General features: G+C 27.9%; 22 protein-coding genes and 1 riboswitch. Of the genes, 20 read left to right on the top strand and 2 right to left on the bottom strand.

The features are described from left to right. Position 1: 1 nt before the first annotated feature. The 16 genes from NG904_RS03720 to NG904_RS03645 all read left to right on the top strand — a co-directional run bounded on the left by NG904_RS03720 (position 2) and on the right by NG904_RS03645 (position 17,467). A complete protein-coding gene (locus NG904_RS03720; protein ID WP_252215251.1) occupies positions 2 to 1,009 on the top strand; it encodes an electron transfer flavoprotein subunit alpha/FixB family protein in 1,008 nt (335 codons plus the stop codon). Positions 1,010 to 1,111: 102 nt separating this feature from the next. Continuing rightward, entirely contained in the window at positions 1,112 to 1,960 is an 849-nt protein-coding gene (locus NG904_RS03715) for a 3-hydroxybutyryl-CoA dehydrogenase (protein ID WP_252215254.1), read from the top strand. Between the two features lie 324 nt (positions 1,961 to 2,284). Further along, the gene (locus NG904_RS03710; protein ID WP_252229897.1) at positions 2,285 to 3,211 is read left to right on the top strand and encodes a DNA-3-methyladenine glycosylase family protein; all 927 of its coding nucleotides are present in this window, start codon (positions 2,285 to 2,287) and stop codon (positions 3,209 to 3,211) included. Between the two features lie 170 nt (positions 3,212 to 3,381). Further along, positions 3,382 to 4,866, top strand: coding sequence for a 4Fe-4S dicluster domain-containing protein (locus tag NG904_RS03705; protein WP_252229854.1), 1,485 nt, complete (start codon positions 3,382 to 3,384; stop codon positions 4,864 to 4,866). Positions 4,867 to 5,063: 197 nt separating this feature from the next. Further along, on the top strand, positions 5,064 to 5,759 hold the full coding sequence (locus NG904_RS03700; protein WP_252215263.1) for a response regulator transcription factor: 696 nt from the start codon (positions 5,064 to 5,066) through the stop codon (positions 5,757 to 5,759). 3 nt (positions 5,760 to 5,762) lie between these two features. After that, positions 5,763 to 7,172, top strand: coding sequence for a sensor histidine kinase (locus tag NG904_RS03695; protein WP_252215265.1), 1,410 nt, complete (start codon positions 5,763 to 5,765; stop codon positions 7,170 to 7,172). Between the two features lie 29 nt (positions 7,173 to 7,201). Then, positions 7,202 to 8,041 (top strand): DUF3919 family protein, encoded by an 840-nt coding sequence (locus tag NG904_RS03690; protein ID WP_252229851.1) that lies wholly within the window; start codon positions 7,202 to 7,204, stop codon positions 8,039 to 8,041. A gap of 20 nt (positions 8,042 to 8,061) precedes the next feature. Further along, the gene (locus tag NG904_RS03685; protein ID WP_252229849.1) at positions 8,062 to 9,099 is read left to right on the top strand and encodes an ABC transporter substrate-binding protein; all 1,038 of its coding nucleotides are present in this window, start codon (positions 8,062 to 8,064) and stop codon (positions 9,097 to 9,099) included. 413 nt (positions 9,100 to 9,512) lie between these two features. Then, complete coding sequence (groES, locus tag NG904_RS03680) at positions 9,513 to 9,797, top strand: co-chaperone GroES (RefSeq protein WP_252215270.1); 285 nt, start codon at positions 9,513 to 9,515, stop codon at positions 9,795 to 9,797. A 13-nt stretch (positions 9,798 to 9,810) separates the two neighbouring features. Beyond that, positions 9,811 to 11,433, top strand: coding sequence for a chaperonin GroEL (gene groL, locus NG904_RS03675; RefSeq protein ID WP_252229846.1), 1,623 nt, complete (start codon positions 9,811 to 9,813; stop codon positions 11,431 to 11,433). Positions 11,434 to 11,648: 215 nt separating this feature from the next. Then, positions 11,649 to 12,053, top strand: a complete 405-nt coding sequence (locus NG904_RS03670; RefSeq protein ID WP_252229844.1) for a type II secretion system protein — start codon at positions 11,649 to 11,651, stop codon at positions 12,051 to 12,053. Between the two features lie 98 nt (positions 12,054 to 12,151). After that, a riboswitch (purine riboswitch) is annotated at positions 12,152 to 12,249 on the top strand. A gap of 140 nt (positions 12,250 to 12,389) precedes the next feature. Then, positions 12,390 to 13,844 (top strand): IMP dehydrogenase, encoded by a 1,455-nt coding sequence (gene guaB / locus NG904_RS03665; protein ID WP_252215276.1) that lies wholly within the window; start codon positions 12,390 to 12,392, stop codon positions 13,842 to 13,844. A gap of 87 nt (positions 13,845 to 13,931) precedes the next feature. Further along, complete coding sequence (gene guaA, locus NG904_RS03660; protein ID WP_252215278.1) at positions 13,932 to 15,473, top strand: glutamine-hydrolyzing GMP synthase; 1,542 nt, start codon at positions 13,932 to 13,934, stop codon at positions 15,471 to 15,473. A 463-nt stretch (positions 15,474 to 15,936) separates the two neighbouring features. Beyond that, positions 15,937 to 16,365 (top strand): hypothetical protein, encoded by a 429-nt coding sequence (locus NG904_RS03655; RefSeq protein WP_252229841.1) that lies wholly within the window; start codon positions 15,937 to 15,939, stop codon positions 16,363 to 16,365. Then, positions 16,352 to 16,726 (top strand): hypothetical protein, encoded by a 375-nt coding sequence (locus NG904_RS03650; protein WP_252229838.1) that lies wholly within the window; start codon positions 16,352 to 16,354, stop codon positions 16,724 to 16,726. The genes NG904_RS03655 and NG904_RS03650 overlap by 14 nt, the downstream gene beginning before the upstream one ends. A 138-nt stretch (positions 16,727 to 16,864) precedes the next feature. After that, positions 16,865 to 17,467, top strand: a complete 603-nt coding sequence (locus tag NG904_RS03645; protein ID WP_252229836.1) for a transposase — start codon at positions 16,865 to 16,867, stop codon at positions 17,465 to 17,467. Between the two features lie 186 nt (positions 17,468 to 17,653). Here NG904_RS03645 and NG904_RS03640 read toward each other — a convergent pair whose 3' ends face one another. Continuing rightward, positions 17,654 to 18,781 carry an ISAs1 family transposase gene (locus NG904_RS03640; RefSeq protein ID WP_252229833.1) on the bottom strand — a complete coding sequence of 376 codons (1,128 nt, stop codon included), beginning with the start codon at positions 18,779 to 18,781 and terminating at the stop codon, positions 17,654 to 17,656. A 173-nt stretch (positions 18,782 to 18,954) separates the two neighbouring features. On the opposite strand from NG904_RS03640, the gene NG904_RS03635 reads away from it, so the two are divergent. Then, positions 18,955 to 19,254, top strand: coding sequence for a hypothetical protein (locus NG904_RS03635; RefSeq protein ID WP_252229830.1), 300 nt, complete (start codon positions 18,955 to 18,957; stop codon positions 19,252 to 19,254). 172 nt (positions 19,255 to 19,426) lie between these two features. Here NG904_RS03635 and NG904_RS03630 read toward each other — a convergent pair whose 3' ends face one another. Then, positions 19,427 to 19,546, bottom strand: a complete 120-nt coding sequence (locus NG904_RS03630; RefSeq protein WP_353846044.1) for a recombinase family protein — start codon at positions 19,544 to 19,546, stop codon at positions 19,427 to 19,429. A 263-nt stretch (positions 19,547 to 19,809) separates the two neighbouring features. Here NG904_RS03630 and NG904_RS03625 point away from each other — a divergent pair, with 263 nt between their 5' ends. From NG904_RS03625 to NG904_RS03615, 3 genes are all read left to right on the top strand, one after another. Beyond that, positions 19,810 to 21,099 (top strand): radical SAM/SPASM domain-containing protein, encoded by a 1,290-nt coding sequence (locus NG904_RS03625; RefSeq protein WP_252229828.1) that lies wholly within the window; start codon positions 19,810 to 19,812, stop codon positions 21,097 to 21,099. Positions 21,100 to 21,540: 441 nt separating this feature from the next. After that, positions 21,541 to 22,125: a hypothetical protein gene (locus tag NG904_RS03620; RefSeq protein WP_252229825.1), complete on the top strand. Its 585-nt coding sequence runs from the start codon at positions 21,541 to 21,543 to the stop codon at positions 22,123 to 22,125. A gap of 336 nt (positions 22,126 to 22,461) precedes the next feature. Beyond that, on the top strand, positions 22,462 to 23,016 hold the full coding sequence (locus tag NG904_RS03615) for an SLATT domain-containing protein (protein ID WP_252229823.1): 555 nt from the start codon (positions 22,462 to 22,464) through the stop codon (positions 23,014 to 23,016). Positions 23,017 to 23,031: the final 15 nt, after the last annotated feature.

The following is a 23,031-nucleotide window of genomic DNA, read 5'->3' as shown; positions in this document are numbered from 1 at the left end:
TATGAATATAGCAGATTACAGAGGCGTTTGGGTCTTTGCAGAACAAAGAGAAGGCGAATTACAAAAAGTATCTTTAGAATTACTTGGCGAAGGTAGAAAAATTGCTGATAAGCTAGGAGTTAAGTTAACAGCATTATTATTAGGTAATAATATTGAAAACTTATCTAAAACATTAGCAGAACATGGTGCAGATGAAGTTTTAGTTGCAGATGACAAAAACTTAGAACACTACACTACTGATGCTTATACAAAAGTTATTTGTGATTTAGCAAATGAAAGAAAACCAGGAATATTATTTATAGGAGCTACTTTCATCGGAAGAGATTTAGGTCCTAGAGTTGCAGCTAGATTATCAACTGGATTAACTGCTGACTGTACATCATTAGACGTTGAAGTTGAAGATGGAGCTTTATTAGCTACTAGACCAGCATTCGGTGGTAACTTAATGGCTACAATCGCTTGTCCAGAACATAGACCACAAATGGCTACAGTAAGACCAGGAGTTTTCGGTAAAGTAAATACTGATGGAAGCAAATGTACTGTAGAAAAAGTAGAAGTTAAACTTGCTGATAGTGATGTTAGAACTAAAGTTGTAGAAATCATTAAAGCACACAAAGATGTTGTAGATATATCAGAAGCTAAAATACTTGTTGCTGGTGGTAGAGGAATGGGTTCAAAAGAAAACTTTACTTTATTACAAGAATTAGCAGAAGTTTTAGACGGAACTGTAGCTGGATCAAGAGCTGCTGTTGATAATGGTTGGTTAGAAAGAGATTACCAAGTTGGACAAACTGGTAAGACTGTAAGACCATCAATCTACATTGCTTGTGGTATTTCAGGAGCAATTCAACACGTTGCTGGTATGCAAGAATCAGATATGATTATAGCTATCAACAAAGATGAAACTGCACCAATAATGCAAGTTGCAGATTATGCTATAGTTGGAGATGTTAAGAAGGTTTTACCTGAATTAATAGCTCAAGCTAAAGCTGTAAAGAGTGCTGAATAATTAAAATATTATAGTGTAAAATTATTATAGATTTTAATCCTTCATTAAAAGATATTTCTTTTAATGAAGGATATTTATAAAACATTTAAGGGGGATTTATCAATGAAAAAAGTTTTTGTACTTGGTGCTGGAACAATGGGTGCTGGAATAGTTCAAGCATTCGCACAACATGGTTATGAAGTAATCGTAAGAGATATAAAAGATGAATTTGTTGAAAGAGGAATAGCTGGAATCAACAAAGGTTTAACTAAGCAAGTTGCTAAAGGAAGAATGACTGAAGAAGTTAAAGAAGAAATTCTTTCAAGAATTTCAGGAACTACTGATATGAAATTAGCTGCTGACTGCGATTTAGTAGTAGAAGCTGCTATTGAAAACATGAAAATAAAGAAAGAAATATTTGCTGAATTAGATGGAATCTGTAAGCCAGAAACAATCTTAGCATCTAACACTTCTTCTTTATCAATAACTGAAGTTGCTTCAGCAACTAAGAGAGCTGATAAAGTTATCGGAATGCATTTCTTCAACCCAGCTCCAGTAATGAAGCTTGTTGAAATTATCAGAGGAATGGCTACTTCACAAGAAACTTTCGATGCTATAAAAGAATTAACAGTAGCAATTGAAAAGAATCCAGTAGAAGTTGCAGAAGCTCCAGGATTTGTTGTAAATAGAATATTAATTCCAATGATCAACGAAGGAATTGGAATATTAGCAGAAGGTATAGCTTCAGTTGAAGATATAGATACAGCTATGAAATATGGCGCAAATCATCCAATGGGACCTTTAGCATTAGGAGATCTTATCGGATTAGACGTATGTTTAGCTATCATGGATGTTTTATATAATGAAACAGGAGATACTAAATACAGAGCTCATAGCTTATTAAGAAAATATGTAAGAGCTGGATGGTTAGGAAGAAAGACTGGAAAAGGTTTCTACGACTATTCAAGATAATATTACATTTTTGGACTCAAGCATTATGCTTGGGTCTTTTTTTTATTGTTTGGGAATTTATATTTAATTTTACTTTGGTGTGAATTTTTGCCTTATAATATTTTTAAATAATATATTAAAGTGATATAATATATTAAGAAAGAATAATTTTCTACAACTGTAATTGGAATTATGTTTACAGATGTAAGTGGACATAAAAGTTCTATTGTTAAAGAAATGACTATAGATTTTATAAATAAATTTAAAAATAAGATTGGAAGTAATAATTGTATTGAATTAAGGAAAGAATATAGAAAGTCTAAAAAAGAAGGAGAATATTATTTAATGGATTATAAAAGTGTAGAAACTAGTGAAAATGGTGTGATTATAAGAGGGGTTAAAAATTTTAAGCTAAAACATATTTTTGAATGTGGTCAAGTTTTTAGATTTGAAGAAATTCAAGAGAATAATTTTATAGTTATTGCATTTGGTAAATTAATTGAATTAGTTCAAAAAAATGATGATGTATTTATATATAATACAACAGAAGAAGAGTTTAAAGAAATATGGTTAAATTATTTTGATTTAGATAGGGATTATTCTCTTATAAAAGAAGAATTATCTAAAGATGAATTATTAAAACAAAGCATAGAATTTGGAAGTGGTGTTAGAGTTTTAAATCAAGATCCATTTGAAATGCTTATTAGCTTTATAATTTCAGCTAGAAATAGTATTCCATCTATAAGAAAGACAGTAAATAAAATATCAGAACAATGGGGAAGCAAAATTGAATACAAAGGAAAAGTATATTATGCATTTCCTACAATAGAACAAATAAAAGATGCTAAATTAGATGAGATAAAAGAAACAGGGGCATCATTTAGAAGTAAGTATTTATTAGATACAATTGAAAATATATATAAGTCTATTAATAATGACCCAAAATCATCAGATGATGAAAGAAATATATTAAATAAATATGATTTAAATTATATAAGAAGTTTAAGTGATGATGACTGCCATACAGCTCTTCAAGAATTTAAAGGAGTTGGTGCAAAGGTAGCTGATTGTATAATGTTGTTTTCAATGGGAAAAACATCAGCTTTTCCAGTAGATGTTTGGGTTAAACGTGCAATGATGCATTTTTATAACGCAGAAGAAGGCTCATTAAATAAAATTAGAGTATTTGCAAGAAATAAATTTGGAAAGTTATCAGGATTTGCCCAACAATACTTATTTTATTATGCAAGAGAAAATAATATAAAGGTATAGAAATTAATAGCTAAGGGTTATTTATATAATAACTTTAATTTGGTAAGTTTTATAGCAAATTCAGAAAAATTTGAATAATATGATTATGACATGAATCTAATTAGTACTATGGTATAATTATCCTATCATTACATTAATATAATAATTTGCTGGGAGAGTGTGTGCGTAATATGTTCAAATTTGAAAATCAACTTATAAAGTTAAAACATGATGTATTAAGTAATATTGTAAGATTAGCTAAAGAAGATAAAATTACGAAGGAAAATCTAGATAGAATACCTTACGATATGTTACCAGGGGATGAACCTCAATACAGAGAAAGTGTAATACATGAAAGAGAAGTATTATTAGAAAGATTGAAACTAGCAGCTGGATTTATTCCAAATGGAAAAGGTACAGATGAATTAATTAACATAGAAGATGAAAAACAAATATTATATGTTATAAAGAATGCATGTGATATGTGTCCAACTAAAAAGTTTGAAGTAACTGATGCGTGTAGAAATTGTATAGCACATAAATGTCAAAGTGTTTGTAATTTTGGAGCTATTACTTATGTAGATGGTAAAGCTTATATAGATCCTGATAAATGTAAAGAATGTGGAATGTGTAAAAAAGCATGTCCTTATGATGCTATTGCAGAAGATATGAGACCTTGTAAAAGATCTTGCCCAACTGGAGCATTAGATATTAATAGTGATAAGAGAGCTATGATAAAACAAGAAAAATGTGTTAATTGTGGTGCTTGTATGGCTGCATGTCCTTTTGGTGCATTAGAAGATAAAAGTCTTTTAGTTAAAGTTGTTAAAGAATTAACTAACACTGGAAATTTATATGCTGTTGTGGCTCCAGCAATAACTGGCCAATTAGGTCCAAAAACTACTTATGGACAAGTTAAAAACGCAATAAAGAAATTAGGATTTACAGATATGGTAGAGGCAGCGTGTGGTGCTGATGCAGTAACTGTACATGAAAGTAATGAATTTGTTCATAGAATGGAGAATGGAGACCCATACATGACTAATTCATGTTGTCCAGGATTTTTAAGTTATATAGAAAAAATGATGCCAGATCAAGTAGAGAGAATATCAGAAACAGTTTCTCCAATGGTTGCAGCAGGAAGGTTTATAAAGGCTAATGATAAAGACGCAAAGGTAGTATTCATTGGACCATGTACTGCAAAAAAATCAGAAATTTTAAGAGACTCGATAAAGGATGCTGTTGATTATGTATTAACATTTGAGGAATTATTAGCATTATTTGAAGGATTTGATATAGATCCAATTAACTTTGATGACATTGTTGTTGATGAAGCTTCAATCTTTGGTAGAGGATTTGGAGCTGGTGGTGGTTTAACTGCTGCTATTGAAAATTATATAAAAGATAAAGGGATAGAGTGTGATTTTAAACCAGTTAAAGTTTCTGGTGGAGCTGATATAAAGAAAACTATGATGATGGCCAAAATGGGGAGATTATCTGGAAACTTCATAGAAGGAATGATGTGTGAAGGTGGATGTATTAATGGGTCAGGAAAAATATTATCACCTATGAAAGCTAAAGCATCATTTAACAAAATTAATCAGCAAGCAAGCATGAAAAATGTATTGGAAAATTCTAAAATAGATGATTATAAAGATATAAATTTAGAAAGATAGAGTTTAATTCAAAAAAGAAGCCCTTTTAGGACTTCTTTTTTTGTAAATAAATTGGTAATTATATGTAAAGAAAAAACGTAATTATATATTTTTTAAACTAAAATATTAAAAAATATTCATTAAGTAAAAAAAAAGTTACTATATAATTATTAAAAGGTGTATTATATAAATTATAGGTATGTTTAGGGGGTAGATTTATGAAAATTTTGTTGGTTGATGATGAAGAATCAATATTAAATTTAATAAAAATGAATCTTATATTTGAAAATTATGAAGTAATAACTGCGGAGTGTGGAATAGATGCCATAAACCTATTTAAAAGTGAATCTCCTGATTTAATTGTATTAGATCTAATGCTTCCTGACAAAGATGGGTTTGAAGTTATACATGAATTTCAAGGTATAAATAGTGAAGTTCCAATTATTATACTTAGTGCAAGAGATCAATTAAATAATAAGCTTTTAGGTCTTCAGCTTGGAGCTGATGATTATATAACAAAACCATTTGACAGTAGAGAACTTATATTAAGGATTAGAGCTATATCTAGAAGAATAAATAAAGCTAAGGCCATTGGAAAAAATGAAGTTAAAAATAAAACAAATGATATTATAGAAAAAGGGTTTATAAAAATAATTGTTCCGGAAAGAAGAGTTTTTATTGAGGAAAAAGAGGTTATATTTACACATATAGAATTTGAAATAATTTTATTAATGGTGCAAAATCCATATAAAGTTTTTACAAGAGAAGAATTATTGGACAAGATATGGGGGTATAGTTTTGTAGGAAATACTAGAGCTGTGGACATTCATATAAAGAGAATTAGACAAAAACTCGCAGGAAATGAAGACGTTATAAAAACAATATATGGAGTAGGATATAGGTTAGAGGTATAATAGATGAATTTGGGTATTAAAGGAAAAATAGTAATAATGAATATAGTTGTATTGATAATAGCTATATTAAGTATATATGCAGTAACAATTTATACTCTGTATAGTAGAGTAATAAATAATTCAATAGATATGCTAAAAAAAGAAAGTTATACAAGTCAATCATTTATTATGAAATATTTAGAGACGGAAGATGATTTTCATGTAGAAAACGTTTTGAATGAGATGAGCCCTTTTATTGCAACATACTTATCTAATGGTTGTAAATTTAGGGTTCAAATTTATAATAATTCATCTTTAATTGGAGATTCAGATAATTATCCTAATATAAGCAAAGATGATGATGTGGTAACAGCATTAAAAGGAAATAAATCATATATTATAAGAAGAATTGAAGAATCTTCTTACATACTCTTTTCAAGCCCGATTTATTATTCAGATGGTACTATAGGGTGTATAAGATATGTATATGATCTTGATAATGAAAATACAATTATAACTAATACGATTCTTAGTATGGTTTTATTTGCTATAGTAGCAATAATATTTTCTAGTATAATGAGTAATTCATTTTCTAATAGAATAGTTAGACCAATAGTTAGTCTGAAAAATATTGCAAGGAAAGTATCATTTGGAGACTTTTCTAAGAAAATTAGTATAAATAGTAAAGACGAGATAGAAGATTTGTCTAATTCTTTTAATATAATGTCTAATAATATAGAAATAATGATTGAAAATTTAAAAGAAGAAAAAGACACTCAAAAGAGGTTTTTGGATAATGTCACTCATGAATTTAAAACTCCATTAGCAGCAATTCTAGGATATTCAGATTTGTTACTAAGAGTAAAAGAAAAAAAAGATATTGAACAATGTGTAAAATATATAGTACAAAGTAGTAATAGATTATTAAAACTTGTTGAACAACTTCTTGATTTATCAAGACTTAATAAAAATGAAATAGAAATAAAAAATGAAAATGTTGATATAAAATCTGTGGTTGAAAGTGCTGCAATAATGTTAAATCCTAGAATGAGTAAATTTGGGATTAAACTTAATATGAATTTAGTTAGCAAAAATGTTTATGCAGATAAAGAAAAAACAGAACAAGTTATACTTAATTTATTAGATAATGCAATTAAATATAGTGAATGTACTGAGATAAATATATATATGGAATATAATGAATCTTATGTAATAATATATATTATTGATAATGGACAAGGTATACCAAAAGAAGATTTAAAAAACGTATTTGAAAATTTTTATACAGCACATAAAGCATTACAAAAAAAATATGGTGGAAGTGGACTAGGATTATCAATATGTAAAGAATTTATGGAAAAGCAATCTGGAAAAATTGAAATAAGTAGCTTAAATGGAACTACTGTAAAATTAAGTTTCAAACATGCAATTTAAAATTATACAAAGTAGGGTGAAACAAATTTATGATAAACTTTAACTACAAGATAGTTATAAATCTATTTGTTATACTAGTTATATTGTTAGCTAGTATATATGTATATTTAAAAAGTAGCATTTATAACAATTTAATTATTTTAGATGATAAAGAACAGGTTATGCAGTATTCAAGTCATTCAATACCTGTTAAAGTAGAACTATATAGTAAAAGATGGGGTAAGCTAGTTATAAATTCTAATGATGAAATAAAAGAGTTTTGGAACATAGTTGAATCTATGCCTAAAAGTAATAATTTTTATAATTCAAAAATAGAAAATTCTTTTAATGAAATAACAGGTACTATATATTATTTGGATGGTGAAAAAGGTACATTATATTTAAATAATACTCTTAGAATAGATGATATTTATTATGGTGGTAATGAAAGTTCTGCATATATAAATAGAATTAAAAATTACATTAATGATATTTTCTGTACACCATCAGTATTGTCAGAACTTATAAATGATAAGAATAAAATAACCATTGTAGATATTTATAATAATACTAAAAAGTGTGGTAGTAATGATAAAATTTTAATAAAAGATGAAGTTATGAATTTAAAAAGAATTACAGATAATAAAAAATTAGAATGGGCTGTAGCTAATAAGGGCGATTTGAATTATCATATTAGAATTTACAGAGAAGAATCTGAGGAATTTTATGATAATAAAATAGAAGATGATATAAATAGTTATGATGTAATAAGTCTTGATATTTATGAGAATGATTATGTAATTGTTAGAGATTATGGTGATGAAATAGTAAATTCTTTCTATATGGAGGGAGATTTGAATAATATATGTAACAATTTGTTTAATCAGTAATATTTATTGGAGGTAAAAATATGTTAAATAAAAGAAGGGGTATTTTATTAATATTTATTTTATTTATGCTTTGTATTCTTAATGGATGCTCTAATAATATGTCTAGTAGTAAGGAACTACCAAATCTTAAAAATGATAATTTGGTAGTTTATGTTGCGTTTAATGAAGATGAAGCTAAAGTTTTACTTGATGGATTTAAAGAAAAAACTGGGTGCAATTATACATTTTTAAGATATCCAACAGAAGAACTAGCTGATAAGATTAATAATAAAGAAATTTTAGGAGAAGCAGATATATTTTTAGGGGGAACAGCTGATGCTGTTGAACTATTAAAAATGAATGATTGTCTAGAAAAATATACTATAAACAGTTCAAGTGAAATTCCTATAGAGTATATGGATAGTGATGGGTATTGGATAGGATTATACGTCGAGGCTTTATCTATAGCTATAAATGAAGAAAGATGGAATGAAGAATTTAAAGATGTTGAGAAACCTAAAACAATAGAGGAACTAATAAATCCTAAATTTAAAGGTGAGATAGTACTTGCTGATCCAAGGACATCAGGAACAGGATATACTTTTTTATCTTACTTAGTACAAACTATGGGAAAAGATAATGCATTGGAATTTTTTAAGAAGTTAAAAAATAATGTAGGGCAATTTACTGATAGTGGATTTACGCCAGCTAAAAAAGTTGGAGTGGGGGAATATTTAATAACGGTAAACTTTATAAATCAACAACTTATAGTTAGAAATTCAGGATTTAATGTAGAATCTATTGTTCCAGAAAATACAGGATGGACAATATGTCCTATAGCTAAAATAAAGGATGGAAAGAATAAGAAGGCTTCTGAAGCATTTATGAATTACTGTGTAACTAAAGAAGCAGGGATATCGCTTAAAGATTTTTCTATGGGATTTTCAACAATACCAGGTGTTAATTATCCTAACATAGAAAAAGATTTTACTTCATACAAATTGAGTAAAGAATATGATTTTAAAAAAGCAGCTAAAGATAGAAAAGAACTATTAGAAGATTTAGAAGAAATAATGTGATAAGAAAATTAGGATATTAAATAAAATCATTGATATATTTAATATCCTAATTTATCGTTAAGCTAATGATGCCTTAAATATTAATGTATATATTAATTGTTAGAAGTAAAAACTAATTAATAGGCTAGTTTTATTAATAAAAATACAATCAAACAATAAAATACATAAATAGAAATAATACACAAAAACATATTATTGAAATTAAAAAAGAAAATAAGAGAAAATATAAGTAAATAGGAGCAATATATATATAATTACAAATTTTAAACTTATAAAGCTATATAATATTATAAAAAATATTTGAATTATATGGTCATAAAGGATATTATAATAATTGTATTAGCACTCAATGCTATCGAGTGCTAATAGTTAATTAAAAAATATTTAATATTTAAAATATAGGAGGGACTTATATGAGAATAAAACCACTTGGAAATAGAGTAGTAATCAAGAGATTAGAAGCAGAAGAAAAGACAAAGAGCGGTATAGTTTTAACTGGAACTGCTAAAGAAGTACCACAAGAAGCAGAAGTTGTAGCAGTAGGTCCAGGAAGTATTGTTGATGGTACAAAAATAGAAATGGAAGTTAAAGTAGGAGATAAGGTTTTATATTCTAAATATTCTGGTACTGAAGTAAAATTAGACGGTGAAGAATATATGATATTAAAACAAGATGATATATTAGCAATAGTTGAATAGGAGAGTGGTATAAATGGCAAAGATGTTGAAATTTGGAGAAGATGCAAGAAGATCTATGCAAGTTGGAGTTGATAAACTTGCTGATACAGTTAAGGTAACATTAGGACCAAAAGGAAGAAACGTTGTTTTAGACAAGAAATTTGGTTCACCATTAATAACTAATGATGGTGTTTCTATTGCAAGAGAAATAGAATTGGAAGATCCATATGAAAATATGGGAGCTCAACTAGTTAAAGAAGTAGCAACAAAGACCAATGATGTTGCAGGAGATGGTACAACAACAGCAACTTTATTAGCTCAAGCTATTATTAGAGAAGGTTTAAAGAATGTTACTGCAGGGGCTAATCCTATGCTAATTAGAAATGGTATAAGAATGGCTGTTGAAAAAGCAGTAGAAGAAATTAAGAAAATTTCTAAGCCAGTAGAAGGAAAAGAAGATATAGCAAGAGTTGCAGCTATTTCAGCATCAGATGAAGAAATTGGTAAGTTAATAGCTGATGCTATGGAAAAAGTAGGTAATGAGGGTGTTATTACAATAGAAGAATCTAAATCTATGGGAACAGAATTAGATGTAGTTGAAGGTATGCAATTTGATAGAGGATATGTATCACCTTATATGTCTACAGATACAGAAAAGATGGAAGCTCTATTAGATAATCCATATATTTTAATAACTGATAAGAAGATTTCAAATATTCAAGAAATATTACCTATATTAGAGCAAATAGTTCAAGCTGGTAGAAAATTATTGATTATAGCTGAAGACATTGAAGGCGAAGCTATGGCAACATTAGTTGTAAATAAATTAAGAGGAACATTTACTTGTGTAGCTGTAAAAGCACCAGGCTTTGGTGATAGAAGAAAAGAAATGCTTCAAGATATAGCTATATTAACAGGTGGAACAGTAATTGCTGAAGAATTAGGAAGAGATTTAAAAGAAGTTACTCTTGACATGCTTGGTCAAGCAGAGAGTGTTAAAGTAAGTAAAGATAATACTGTTGTTGTTAATGGTAAAGGTAATCCTGAAAACATAAAAGATAGAATATCACAAATAAAAGCTCAAATAGAAGAAACTTCTTCTGAATTTGATAAAGAAAAATTACAAGAAAGATTAGCTAAGCTTGCTGGTGGAGTTGCTGTAATCAAAGTCGGTGCTGCAACTGAAACAGAGTTAAAAGAAAGAAAGCTTAGAATAGAAGATGCTTTAGCTGCTACAAAAGCTGCAGTTGAAGAAGGAATAGTACCAGGTGGCGGAACTGCATATATTAATGTAATAAAAGAAGTTGAAAAATTAACATCTGATGTTCAAGATACAGAACTTGGTATAAAAATAATTGTAAAATCATTAGAAGAACCATTAAGACAAATAGCTAGTAATGCTGGAGTTGAAGGATCTGTTATTATAGAAAAAGTTAAAAATAGTGAAGTAGGAACTGGATATGATGCTCTATATGGAAAATATGTAAATATGATAAAGACTGGTATTGTTGACCCAACTAAGGTTACAAGATCAGCTTTACAAAATGCAGCATCAGTATCAGCAACATTCTTAACAACAGAAGCTGCAGTTGCTGATATTCCTCAAAAAGAACCAGCAATGCCAGCACCAGGAATGGGAATGGACGGCATGTATTAATGTAATAAAAAGAGACTACCTAACTTTGGTAGTCTCTTTTGTGTATAGAAAATTATATAACTTTTTAAGATTGAAAAGCTGATGAAATCTAGTTTTAGGTAAGTATTTATTTGAAAATAGCTTTATTTAGAGATATATTAACAAAATTTGTATATTAACTAACTTAGATAGCAATAATTAAAATAATTATATTTTAATTATTGGAGGATAATATTATGAAAAACAAATTTTGTTTAAATGATAAGTATAAGAAGAATAAGGGATTTACTTTATTGGAACTTATAGCAGTAATGGCTATTATAACAATCTTAGCAACTGCTATTTTACCTAAAGTAACTGGATATATAAATGAAGCTAAAAAAACTAAGGTCTTAGATCAATGTAGAAAAGTTGTAATGGCAGTAGAATCATATAATTTAACACATTCGTCCAATTATGAAAAAACTAAAAATATATCTAATATTAAAGAAGATAAAAGTGTAAGTAAATATTTAGAAGGTGTTGAATTTAATAATTTGGATTTAACTACAACAATTCAAAATTGTTATGATGTGTTAAATGGAAAAGAATTTAAATTAAAAACGGATAGTGAAATATTAGATTTATCTACAATTAATTAATGAAATCGGTTAAATAAAATAATTTTTCTATTTTTGCAATTTTAATTTCAATTTCATTGACTTTGGGCATAGCATACATTATAATATTTTTAATCAAACAAAGAAAATATTTTAAAACTCGTATATACCTTGGATATGGCAAGGAGTATCTACCGGAAACCTTAAATTTCTGACTATGAGTGATATTAATATATTAGTATATTTAAAATATATTAACGTATTAACTTCACTTACGGGGTTGATGCGTTTTTTTTTATACATAAAAATATGAAAAAAATGCAAGAAAAAATTCATAAAACAAAAAATATGAAATATAAAAATCAAGGGGGCATAATTATGGCTACAATAATAAAAACAGCTTATACATTTGATGATGTATTATTAGTACCTAATAAATCAGAAATATTACCTAGAGAGGTAAGTGTAAAGACAAAATTAACTAAGAAAATATCTTTAAATATACCTTTAATGAGTGCTGCAATGGATACAGTAACAGAATCTAAAATGGCTATTGCCATGGCAAGAGAAGGTGGAATCGGAATTATCCATAAAAACATGAGCATAGATGAGCAAGCAAAAGAAGTAGATAAGGTAAAAAGACAAGAAAATGGAATCATAACTGATCCAATATTTTTATCAAAAGAAAATACACTTCAAGATGCTGAAAACTTAATGGCTCAATATAGGATATCTGGAGTACCTATAACTGAAAATGGTAAATTAGTTGGTATACTTACAAATAGAGATGTGACTTTTGAAACTGATTTTACTAAAAAAATATCTGAAGTTATGACAAAAGAAAACTTAATTACAGCTCCAGAGAATACTTCTATTAATGAAGCAAAGGAAATTTTAAAGAAACATAAAATAGAGAAATTACCTTTAGTTGATTCAGAAGGAAATTTAAAGGGATTAATAACAATTAAAGATATTGATAAAGCTAAACAATTCCCTAATGCTGCAAAAGATGAAAATGGTAGATTATTATGTGGAGCTACTGTTGGTGTTACAGCAGACATGATGGATAGAGTTGATGCATTAGTAAAAGCTAAAGTAGATGTTATTACAGTAGATACTGCTCATGGTCATTCAAGAGGAGTTATGGAAGCTGTTAAACAAATAAAAAATAAGCATCCAGAATTACAAGTTATAGCTGGAAATGTTGCTACAGCAGAAGCAACAGAAGATTTAATAAAAGCTGGAGCAGATTGTGTTAAAGTAGGTATAGGTCCTGGATCTATATGTACTACAAGAGTAGTTGCGGGCGTTGGAGTACCTCAATTAACTGCTGTTATGGACTGTGCAGAAGTTGGTAAAAAATATGGAATTCCAGTAATTGCTGATGGTGGATTAAAGTACTCTGGGGATATAGTAAAAGCTTTATCAGCAGGTGCATCTGTAGCAATGATGGGATCATTATTTGCAGGTTGTGAAGAAGCACCAGGCGAAATGGAAATATATCAAGGAAGAAGTTATAAAGTATATAGAGGAATGGGTTCATTAGCAGCTATGGCTTGTGGATCAAAAGATAGATATTTCCAAGATGGAAACAAAAAGTTAGTACCAGAAGGTGTTGAAGGTAGAGTAGCGTATAAAGGATATGTTTCAGATACAATATTCCAATTAATAGGTGGAATAAAATCAGGAATGGGATATTTAGGTTCAAAGGATTTAGATACTTTATATGAAACTGCTAGATTTGTTGTTCAAACAGCATCAGGATATAGAGAAAGTCATCCACATGATATAAATATAACTAAGGAAGCTCCAAATTATAGTGTAGGACAATAAAAAATATATATAATTATTAATTTTTATTGAGTAATGTTCTTAGTTGTTAGATAATTAAATTTATAAAGAACAATTTAGGAGGAAATGATGAAGAGAGATTTAGTTTTAGTTATAGATTTTGGTGGACAATACAATCAATTGATTGCTAGAAGAGTGAGAGAGTGTAATGTATATTGCGAAGTTCATCCTTATAATTTAAGTGTTGATAAAATAAAAGAAATGAATCCTAAGGGAATCATTTTTACAGGTGGACCAAACAGTGTATATGGTGAAAATTCTCCTTTATGTGATAAAGCTATATTTGAAATAGGAGTACCTATTTTTGGTATATGTTACGGTTCTCAACTTATGTCTCATATGCTTGGAGGAAAAGTGGCAACTGCACCTGTAAGTGAATATGGAAAAACAAAAGTTGATGTAAAGGTAGAATCTAAGCTTTTTGAAGGAGTATCACCTTCAACAATTTGTTGGATGAGTCATACTGATTACATAGAAAAAGCACCAGAAGGATTTAAAGTAATAGGTAATACTCCTGTTTGTCCTGTTGCTGCTATGGAATGTGAAGATAAGAATTTATATGCAGTTCAATTCCATCCAGAAGTTATGCATACAAAAGAAGGTACAAAGATGCTTTCAAATTTTGTATATAATATTTGTGGATGTACTGGAGATTGGAAAATGGATTCATTTGTTGAGAAGACAATTGAAGAAATTCGTGAAAAAGTTGGAAATGGTAAAGTATTATGTGCATTATCAGGTGGAGTTGATTCATCAGTAGCAGCAGTAATGCTTTCAAAGGCTGTTGGAAAGCAACTAACATGTGTATTTGTTGATCATGGGTTACTTCGTAAAAATGAAGGCGATGAAGTTGAAGAAATATTTGGACCTAATGGTCAGTATGATTTAAACTTCATTCGTGTAAATGCACAAGAAAGATTTTATGAAAAGTTAGCTGGCGTAGAAGAACCAGAACAAAAGAGAAAAATTATTGGTGAAGAATTTATAAGAGTATTTGAAGAAGAAGCTAAAAAAATAGGTGTAGTTGATTACCTTGTCCAAGGAACTATTTATCCAGATGTAATTGAAAGTGGTCTTGGAAAATCAGCAGTTATAAAATCTCACCATAATGTTGGAGGACTTCCTGATTATGTTGACTTTAAAGAAATAATAGAACCTCTTAGATTGTTATTTAAAGATGAAGTTCGTAAGGCTGGATTAGAACTTGGAATCCCTAAAAAATTAGTGTTCAGACAACCTTTTCCAGGCCCAGGTCTTGGAATACGTATTATTGGAGAGGTAACAGCTGAAAAAGTTAAAATAGTTCAAGATGCAGATGCAATCTATCGTGAAGAAATTGCAAAGGCAGGTATTGATAAAGAAATTGGTCAATATTTTGCAGCTCTTACTAATATGCGTTCAGTAGGCGTTATGGGAGATGAAAGAACTTATGATTATGCAATTGCACTTCGTGCTGTAACTACAAGTGATTTCATGACAGCTGAAAGCGCAGATCTTCCATGGGAAGTACTTGGAAAAGTAACAACTAGAATTGTAAATGAAGTAAAAGGTGTTAACCGTGTAATGTATGATTGTACAGGAAAACCACCAGCAACTATAGAATTTGAATAATATTAATATCACCAGGCACACCAGAATATCCCCAAAAGGCAACCTTAGATATTCTGAGCCTGTGGAAAAAAAGAGAATAAAATAAGAAAAATAATTAATGACCTTGAAACTGTTAAATCAGCAGTTTTGAGGTCTTATTTTTTTGATATGGAAGTTAGATGAACCTTGAAAAATAGAGGCATTACAAGGATTTATAATAGAGAAAAAGAAGAGGAATAAAAGAGGGGAATCACCAGAAATCTTATGTGTTTATAGTCCGTTAGAGAAGGATTTGGGAAGGCAGGGGCAGAATGTTTTTGAGTGCCTTTTGAGAGGAATGGGGTTTGCCTTGGGACATGGAGAAGGAGAAAATTCCTAAATTTCATTTTTGGGAGGTGGCTAAAATAGGAGGTTTAGAGATTTTATTTTTTCTCATTTTCTCCCCAAAAATTAAAAAATCATGAATTTGGGAATTTTCCCAAAAATGAAATGCTATTTTTGGAGATTTATAAATACTTGTATGAACTTAAAATTTGGAGGTATTCAGATGAGAAAGAAAAATTATAAAGGCAGGGTTGAAAAGAGAAATGTCAATAAATGTGAAGATGTCTGTCGTACCTTTGATAAGATTCAGTATCTGTATGCTGATTTATTATCAGAATCAGAAGAGGTTGAATCATTTCAGGTAAATATTTTGCTTGAAGGGCTTGATATTGGAGAGTATACATCTGATTTTATTATTACTAAAGCTGATGGAAACATAATGGTTAGAGAATGTGTCAACAGAAATCATATAACAAAACCTTTAACTGCTAAGTTACTTGATGTCAGTCGGAATTACTGGATATCTCATGGAGTATCTGACTGGGGCATTGTAGTTGAGAGAGAGGTTGATGTTGATGAAGAAAGATGAAATTAAAAAGCATATGCTTATTATAAAAGAAGATGAAGGTGCAAAATGTATTTACAGAGTTCTAGATATGACGGAAGAAGTTCTTGTTATTGATTGTATTAAAAAGAATATGCCAGTATGGAGAAACTTTGATTTTTTTAATGATTTTATAGAGCTTCAAAAAGAAAAAGAAATAGATGTTTTTAATACTCTTGAAAATATGTATGTAGAAGAACGTAAGACTGCATACCAGAGATATAATATGATATCTGGGATTATACCTTTTATAGCAAACGAAGAAATGAGAGCAGATGCTATAAATAAAATTGCAGAATCAAATGGAGTTACAAAGCAGACAGTAAGAAAGTATTTATGTGACTGACCTACGGACAGTTAATAACCAGATAATTTCCAAAATTAATTGTGAGAAAAAAATTAATCTGAAAATAATAAAAAACCACCCATTCTAGTGTAAAATTGATTTGCAACAGCCAATTCACAAAAGAAAGGTGGTTTATTTATGATCAATGATCAAGAATATATTACTACAAAATTGAAAAAAACACTAGAGAAAATGATACCTTTATCTTCAAAAAGATTAAATAATTTAGTTGATATGATTATTGGAATTATAATTTCAAAAACAGTTGTATTATCTGAAATAGCTCAAGAACTTAAAGATTCGTACTCTTCTGGCACAGAAGAAAGTAAAATTAAGAGACTTCAAAGATTTATAAGTAATAAATCTATTAATCCAGAAAAGTTATATGAATTTTATATATATAAATTCCTAAAGAAATATAAAAGTACTTCAAATTCGATATATATAATATTTGATCACACCACTATTGAAGATAAATTTGTAATATTGCAATTTTCTCTAAAGGTAGGTAAAAGAACTATTCCGCTTTGGTACAAAGTGTTTCGATATAAGGAAAATGGTAACAAAGATTTCAAACATGTAAAAGAAGGTCTTAATTTTTCACATAAAGTATTGGCTCCTTATGGTTATAATGTAACACTACTTGCAGATAGAGGATTTAAAAGTGTAGATTTATTTAAATTTATAGATGAAAAGCTTAAGTGGAAATATTGTATTAATGTACTAAAGATTTATGTGTAACCATAAATGGAAAACTTAAAATAAAGAAGTTAGAAGATATAAAAACATCAAATAATAAAGGAAAAAACTTTTATAATATAAAACTAACTGCTCAAAATTATAATTGCAATTTATCCGTTTGCAAAGCAAAAGACGCAGGACAAACGCATGAAAGTTTATAACTACATAAGTAAAATTACTAAAAAACTAAATTTCCATAATTTTACTTATATAGTTAGTTGGATTTGAACATATTGCAAATCTCTTTAGTTTTAAGCTCATCTTTTTTCCCATATCTAAAAGTTTTAGTATTGATAATGCCCATTTACGGATAATATTCATATTCTTATTTGCTGTTTCTTCAATAGTTTTATTATGATCTTCTTTAAATGTAACATCCAAATGCCAATGCATTATTTCTATTTTCCAATGTTCTCTTACTGATTTTGAAAATAGCTCTATATCAGGTGATAAGCTACTTATATAGTAACGTATTTCTTTTGTTTCTTTATCATTCTTCTTTATAGTTTTTTCTATAATACCAATGCTTTTTAGCCCTTTCCATCTACTTTTATTAGTCAACCATTTTATATCATCTGTCTGATAATATTCTCTTATCTCAATTTGACTATGACTTTTCTCAATAGTTTTTTTGTAGTTTCCAACACTTTCAATGTCCTTTTTAAAATCATTTTCATTAAAGTAATCTATCAAATCTTTGTATAAAGTTTCTTGATTTCCTTTTACCGCTAAGACGTAGTCAGCTTTCTTTTTTACTATTTTTTCTGCAATTTTAACCTGAGTGCCCATAGCATCTATAGTAACCACGTATCCCTTTATTTGCAATGTATCTAACAATTCAGGAATTGCTACTATTTCATTTTCTTTCTCTTTAACTACATTTTGTCCAAGGCAAAACCCATCTTCATCGCAATATGCTGTCACTACGTGTAACGGTTTCTTATCTTCGGTTCTACTACCTCTCATAGTTTTACCATCAATGTTTAAAATTTTCTTTAAACCTTCACCATCATTAGTAGCTAAGTATTCATTCCATTCTAATTGTAATTGTTGAATAACTGTAGGATCAATAATACCCATAACTCTTTGAAATGTATCATGAGATGATATACCTTGTTGCATTTTAAAATATTTTCTTAAAAATTCTTCATGTGAATTGCAAAAGACCTCTATTTCAGTCCATTCATTAGCATTCCCTAAAGATGCAAATAATACCATGCTAATAACTTCGTTGATCGGATACTTGACTTTCTTTATTTGTCTTGGATCTTCAATTTTTTTTGTTAAACTTATTATATCTGAAATTTTTTTCATTAATATTCACCTTCCTTCTCTATGATTTTATCATAGAGAAGGGATGATATTGTAGTAAAATTTATTCATGCGTTTGTCCTGCAAAAGACGCGGAAGAAATTTGGTTTATAGCACATAATTTAGAAAAATCTTTTGCAATAAGAGAATATAAAAAAAGATTTCAAATTGAAGAAATGTTTAAAGACTTTAAAAGTGGTGGTTTTAATTTAGAATCTACTTGGAGTATGAATATTCAATATATAAAGATGCTTTATTTCTGTATTTCAATAGCTTATTGCTTCATAATAACATTAGGAATTTCCTGTGGTAAAGATAAAAATAACACTATTATTGGAGTTGTTAAAAATTTAAATGGTAAGAAAATAAGAATTTATAGCCTATTTAGAGCTGGACTAAAATGGTTTAAAAGATGTTATTATTCAAAGAGAAATGACTATTATCTAAAATTTTGCTTTACACTTTATGAAAAATAATGTTTAAAAATTCCATTAACACAATACACTTGAATGGTTTTAATTATTCACTTACAAATTAATTCAGTTATGTAATAAAATATTATTAGAAGAATAAGTTTAAGACCATAATAAGTAATTTAATCAATTATTATGGTTTTGTTTAAATGTATTACAAATAACTGTCCGTAGGTCAGTATTCTTTATATATTTTTGTTGTATCTGTTACTCCCAATTCTTTTAATTCTCTTATCTGCCTTGTAATATCTTGCATATTTTCGTTTGTGGAGCAACGAGCATATCCATAAATCATAGTTAAATAACCTCCTGTTTTCAATTTTAATATATTATATGTAAACAAAAGGGGATTAATAATTTTGTTTATATTTTTTAGCTGATTTAAGGGGAAATAGAGCTGATTTTAGTATCTGAAAAAGTATAAATGAAAAGAAATGTTTTCGTTTATAAAGATAGGTTTAAATTATGTAATGTAAAAATATAGCTATGTATATTGAATAAAAGCAAATAGTGTTATAAAATGTAAATATATAATATATTTCATAATAGGAGAATACTATGAAAAAATCTATATATAACATTATTATCAATGAAGGTTATAACAATAATTTGATTTATAATAGTTTTAGTGGTGCACTTGTAAATTTGAATGAAGAATATTATAAAATATTAAATAATTTAGAAGTAAGTAATGAAAAGAGTAAAATCATAGATGAGCTAAAAAATGTTGGATTATTAGTGGAAGATTCAGTAGATGAAATAAAAGTATTGGAGAGAAAAAGAAACGAAATAATACAGAATGAATCTATATTATCACTAACAATAGCGCCTACATTAAACTGTAATTTAAATTGTAGTTATTGTTTTGAAGAAAAAAAAGTGGGAATAATGAATACAAATACGCTTAATAATATTGTTACTTTTGTAAAAAATACTATTATTAATGGAAAAATAAAAAAAATATCAATTAAATGGTTTGGTGGAGAACCATTAATGGCAAAGAATATAATATATGATTTATCAGAAAAACTTATTGGATTGTGTGAAAATAATAATATAAAGTATGAAGCTGGAATAATTACTAATGGGTGCTTAATAGATGATGATTTTTTGGTACAAGCAGTAAGATATAAGATTAATTTTTTTCAAATTACATTAGATGGAACAAGAGAGTTTCATAATAAAGTAAAAAAATTTAACAATGACAAACCTACTTTTGACATAATATTAAATAATATAAAAAAAGTTAAATCTTATGGAATAAAAACTATAGTAAGAGTAAATGTTAGTAGAGCTAATAGTCACTGCTTAGATGATTTAATAGAGTTTTTACAATGTGAGAAGTTAGATGATGTACATATTTATTTAGGATATATTCAAAGTTTTAATAATAAGTTGGAGTTTTGTAGTAATAAGTGTTTGACAAAAGAAGAATACTCTAAAAGATATATTGATTTTTATAAAAAAATAACAGACAAACAATTTACGTATGGAATTGAAAAGCAATATCCTAAAATAAGAATAAACTATTGTGGAGCTACTAAAAATAATTCGTTTGTTATAGATAATGATGGGTATATATATAAGTGCTGGAATGAGATAGGTAATAGAGATGCTAGGATGTGTACAATTGAGCAATTAGATGTTTATGATGGAAACAATCATAAATATGCAGATTGGAATCCATATAAAAATAAAGAATGCATTAAGTGCAATGTTTTACCGATATGTGGAGGGGGATGTCCTAATTTAAGTAATATATATAAACAATTAGATTGCCAACAAAGTAAATATGGGATAAAAGAATTGATGAAAGAAATTTATTGTTATAAGAAGGGAAGAGGATAATAATAGTGAAAAACTCATATAATGTTGAAAAAACAATATATTCTGATGATTGCACGTTTGATGTTTGATGCAATATTGACATTGGATGTATTGTTGATAATTAAATAAAGGATTAGAGGAGAAAGATAAATGGAAGTAATAGTTACTAATGAATATAATGTGAGTGAGTTGGAATCAAATGACATTTGCTATGTAGACATTGGATGTGTAGATATTGGATGCATTGTCGACAATGATTAATGGTTAAAAGTGGAGGAGAGATAAAAATGGAAGTAATAGTTGCTAATGAATTTGATATGGACAAGTTAGAATCAAATGATATATGCACTGTAGATATTGGATGTGTAGACATAGATTGCATAATAGATAATTAATAGAAGTCATTTATTAATAAGAAAATTATTTTATTGCAAAAATAAATTTAGAGAATGGATGATGAAAATGGTTATAAAAGGAAAAGGAGTGTTTAAAGACGGAATAGATACAGATGAACTTGAAATAAAAGGTAAGTTGTATTCCGATGGAAACATAAATATAGAAAAGTTAACTGTAAAAGGAAAAGTAGAATGTAAATCTTGTTTGAATTCAAGAACTATAGATTCAAAAGGTTCTTTAAATATACAAGATTCAATAAAAGCTGAAGAGTGTAAATTGTATGGAAGTGTTAATACAAACACACTTGAAGTAAAAAAAAATATTAAATGGGAATTTAGTGGGGACTCTGTTGTAAAAGAATTTCTATTTAATGAAGCTAAAATAACAAAGGACAATGGAGAAAGCAAAACTCAGTTAAATAATTTATTAAGTTTTGTTTTAAATAAAAAAATAGAGCTAGATTTTAGTGATAATAAAAGTGATAGTCTACAGATTGCGAAAGCAATTGGAAAAGAAATATTTATAGAAGATTGTACAATAGATGAATTAATTTGTGACAATGCTGAGATAGGTCATAATTGCGTTGTTAAAAAATTGAAATGTTCTGGTAAATATAGTGTTGCAGAAGATTCACAAGTAAATATAATTTAAGCCTATATAAGTAAATTTATGCTGATAAATAAAAGTATTATCTTTTGAATAATAGTTAAAAAATATAGCTATTATTATAAGAGATAGTACTTTTTATTTATATGTAACTAGAATGAAAATAATCTTTTGATACAATATCATGTATATTGTGGCATAAAAACCACAATATATAGGAAAAACAAGTGTGAGAAATAATATGGAAGATATACTGGGGAATATTTAAATAATTAAGATAAAGTGGAATAAATGCTAGTTGATTGTGGGAAAAAATAGGAATAGAATATTTTTTATTAGCACTCTTATTATGTGAGTGCTAACAAAAGGGGGGATATAGTTATGAATAATATAGATATTATTGAAGGTCAACTAAGGCAGATATTTGCAGGAACAGTATGGACTCATAAAATACAAGAAAAACAGAGTGATATATGCCTAGATAGGTATAAAAAATTAGAAAATTCGAGAATAGCTTTATCTGCAATTACTACATCAGGAATATTTGCTGTAGTTTTTATTGATGAATTTGCATTAAAAGTAGTAACAGCTATAATATCTGCAATTTCATTCTTTATTAATACGTATTTTAAAACGTATGACTTAAAATCATTGCATAAACAACATAAAAAATCAGCTTTAGATTTACTTGAATTAAGAGAAGAATTAATCTCAGTATTATGTGATATTAAATTAGGTAAGTATACAGAAGATTCATTAAGAAGCAAGAGAGATGAAATATTAAAGAAACAAATAGATATTTATAAAAAATGTTTAGATACTGAAGAAGAAGCAGTAAATAAAGCATCAGATAATTTAAAAAATAGGCAAGATAATACTTATTCTGATGATGAGATTGATAGTTTTTTACCTGTTCTAGCAAGAAAAAATCAATAGTATAAAGGAGGAAAA

This window comes from Clostridium sp. ZBS15, from assembly GCF_023845705.1.
In the GTDB taxonomy this organism is placed as follows: domain Bacteria; phylum Bacillota; class Clostridia; order Clostridiales; family Clostridiaceae; genus Clostridium; species Clostridium aquiflavi.
Note: the sequence above shows the minus strand (reverse complement) of the source record. Positions and strands in the feature narration are given on the sequence as shown.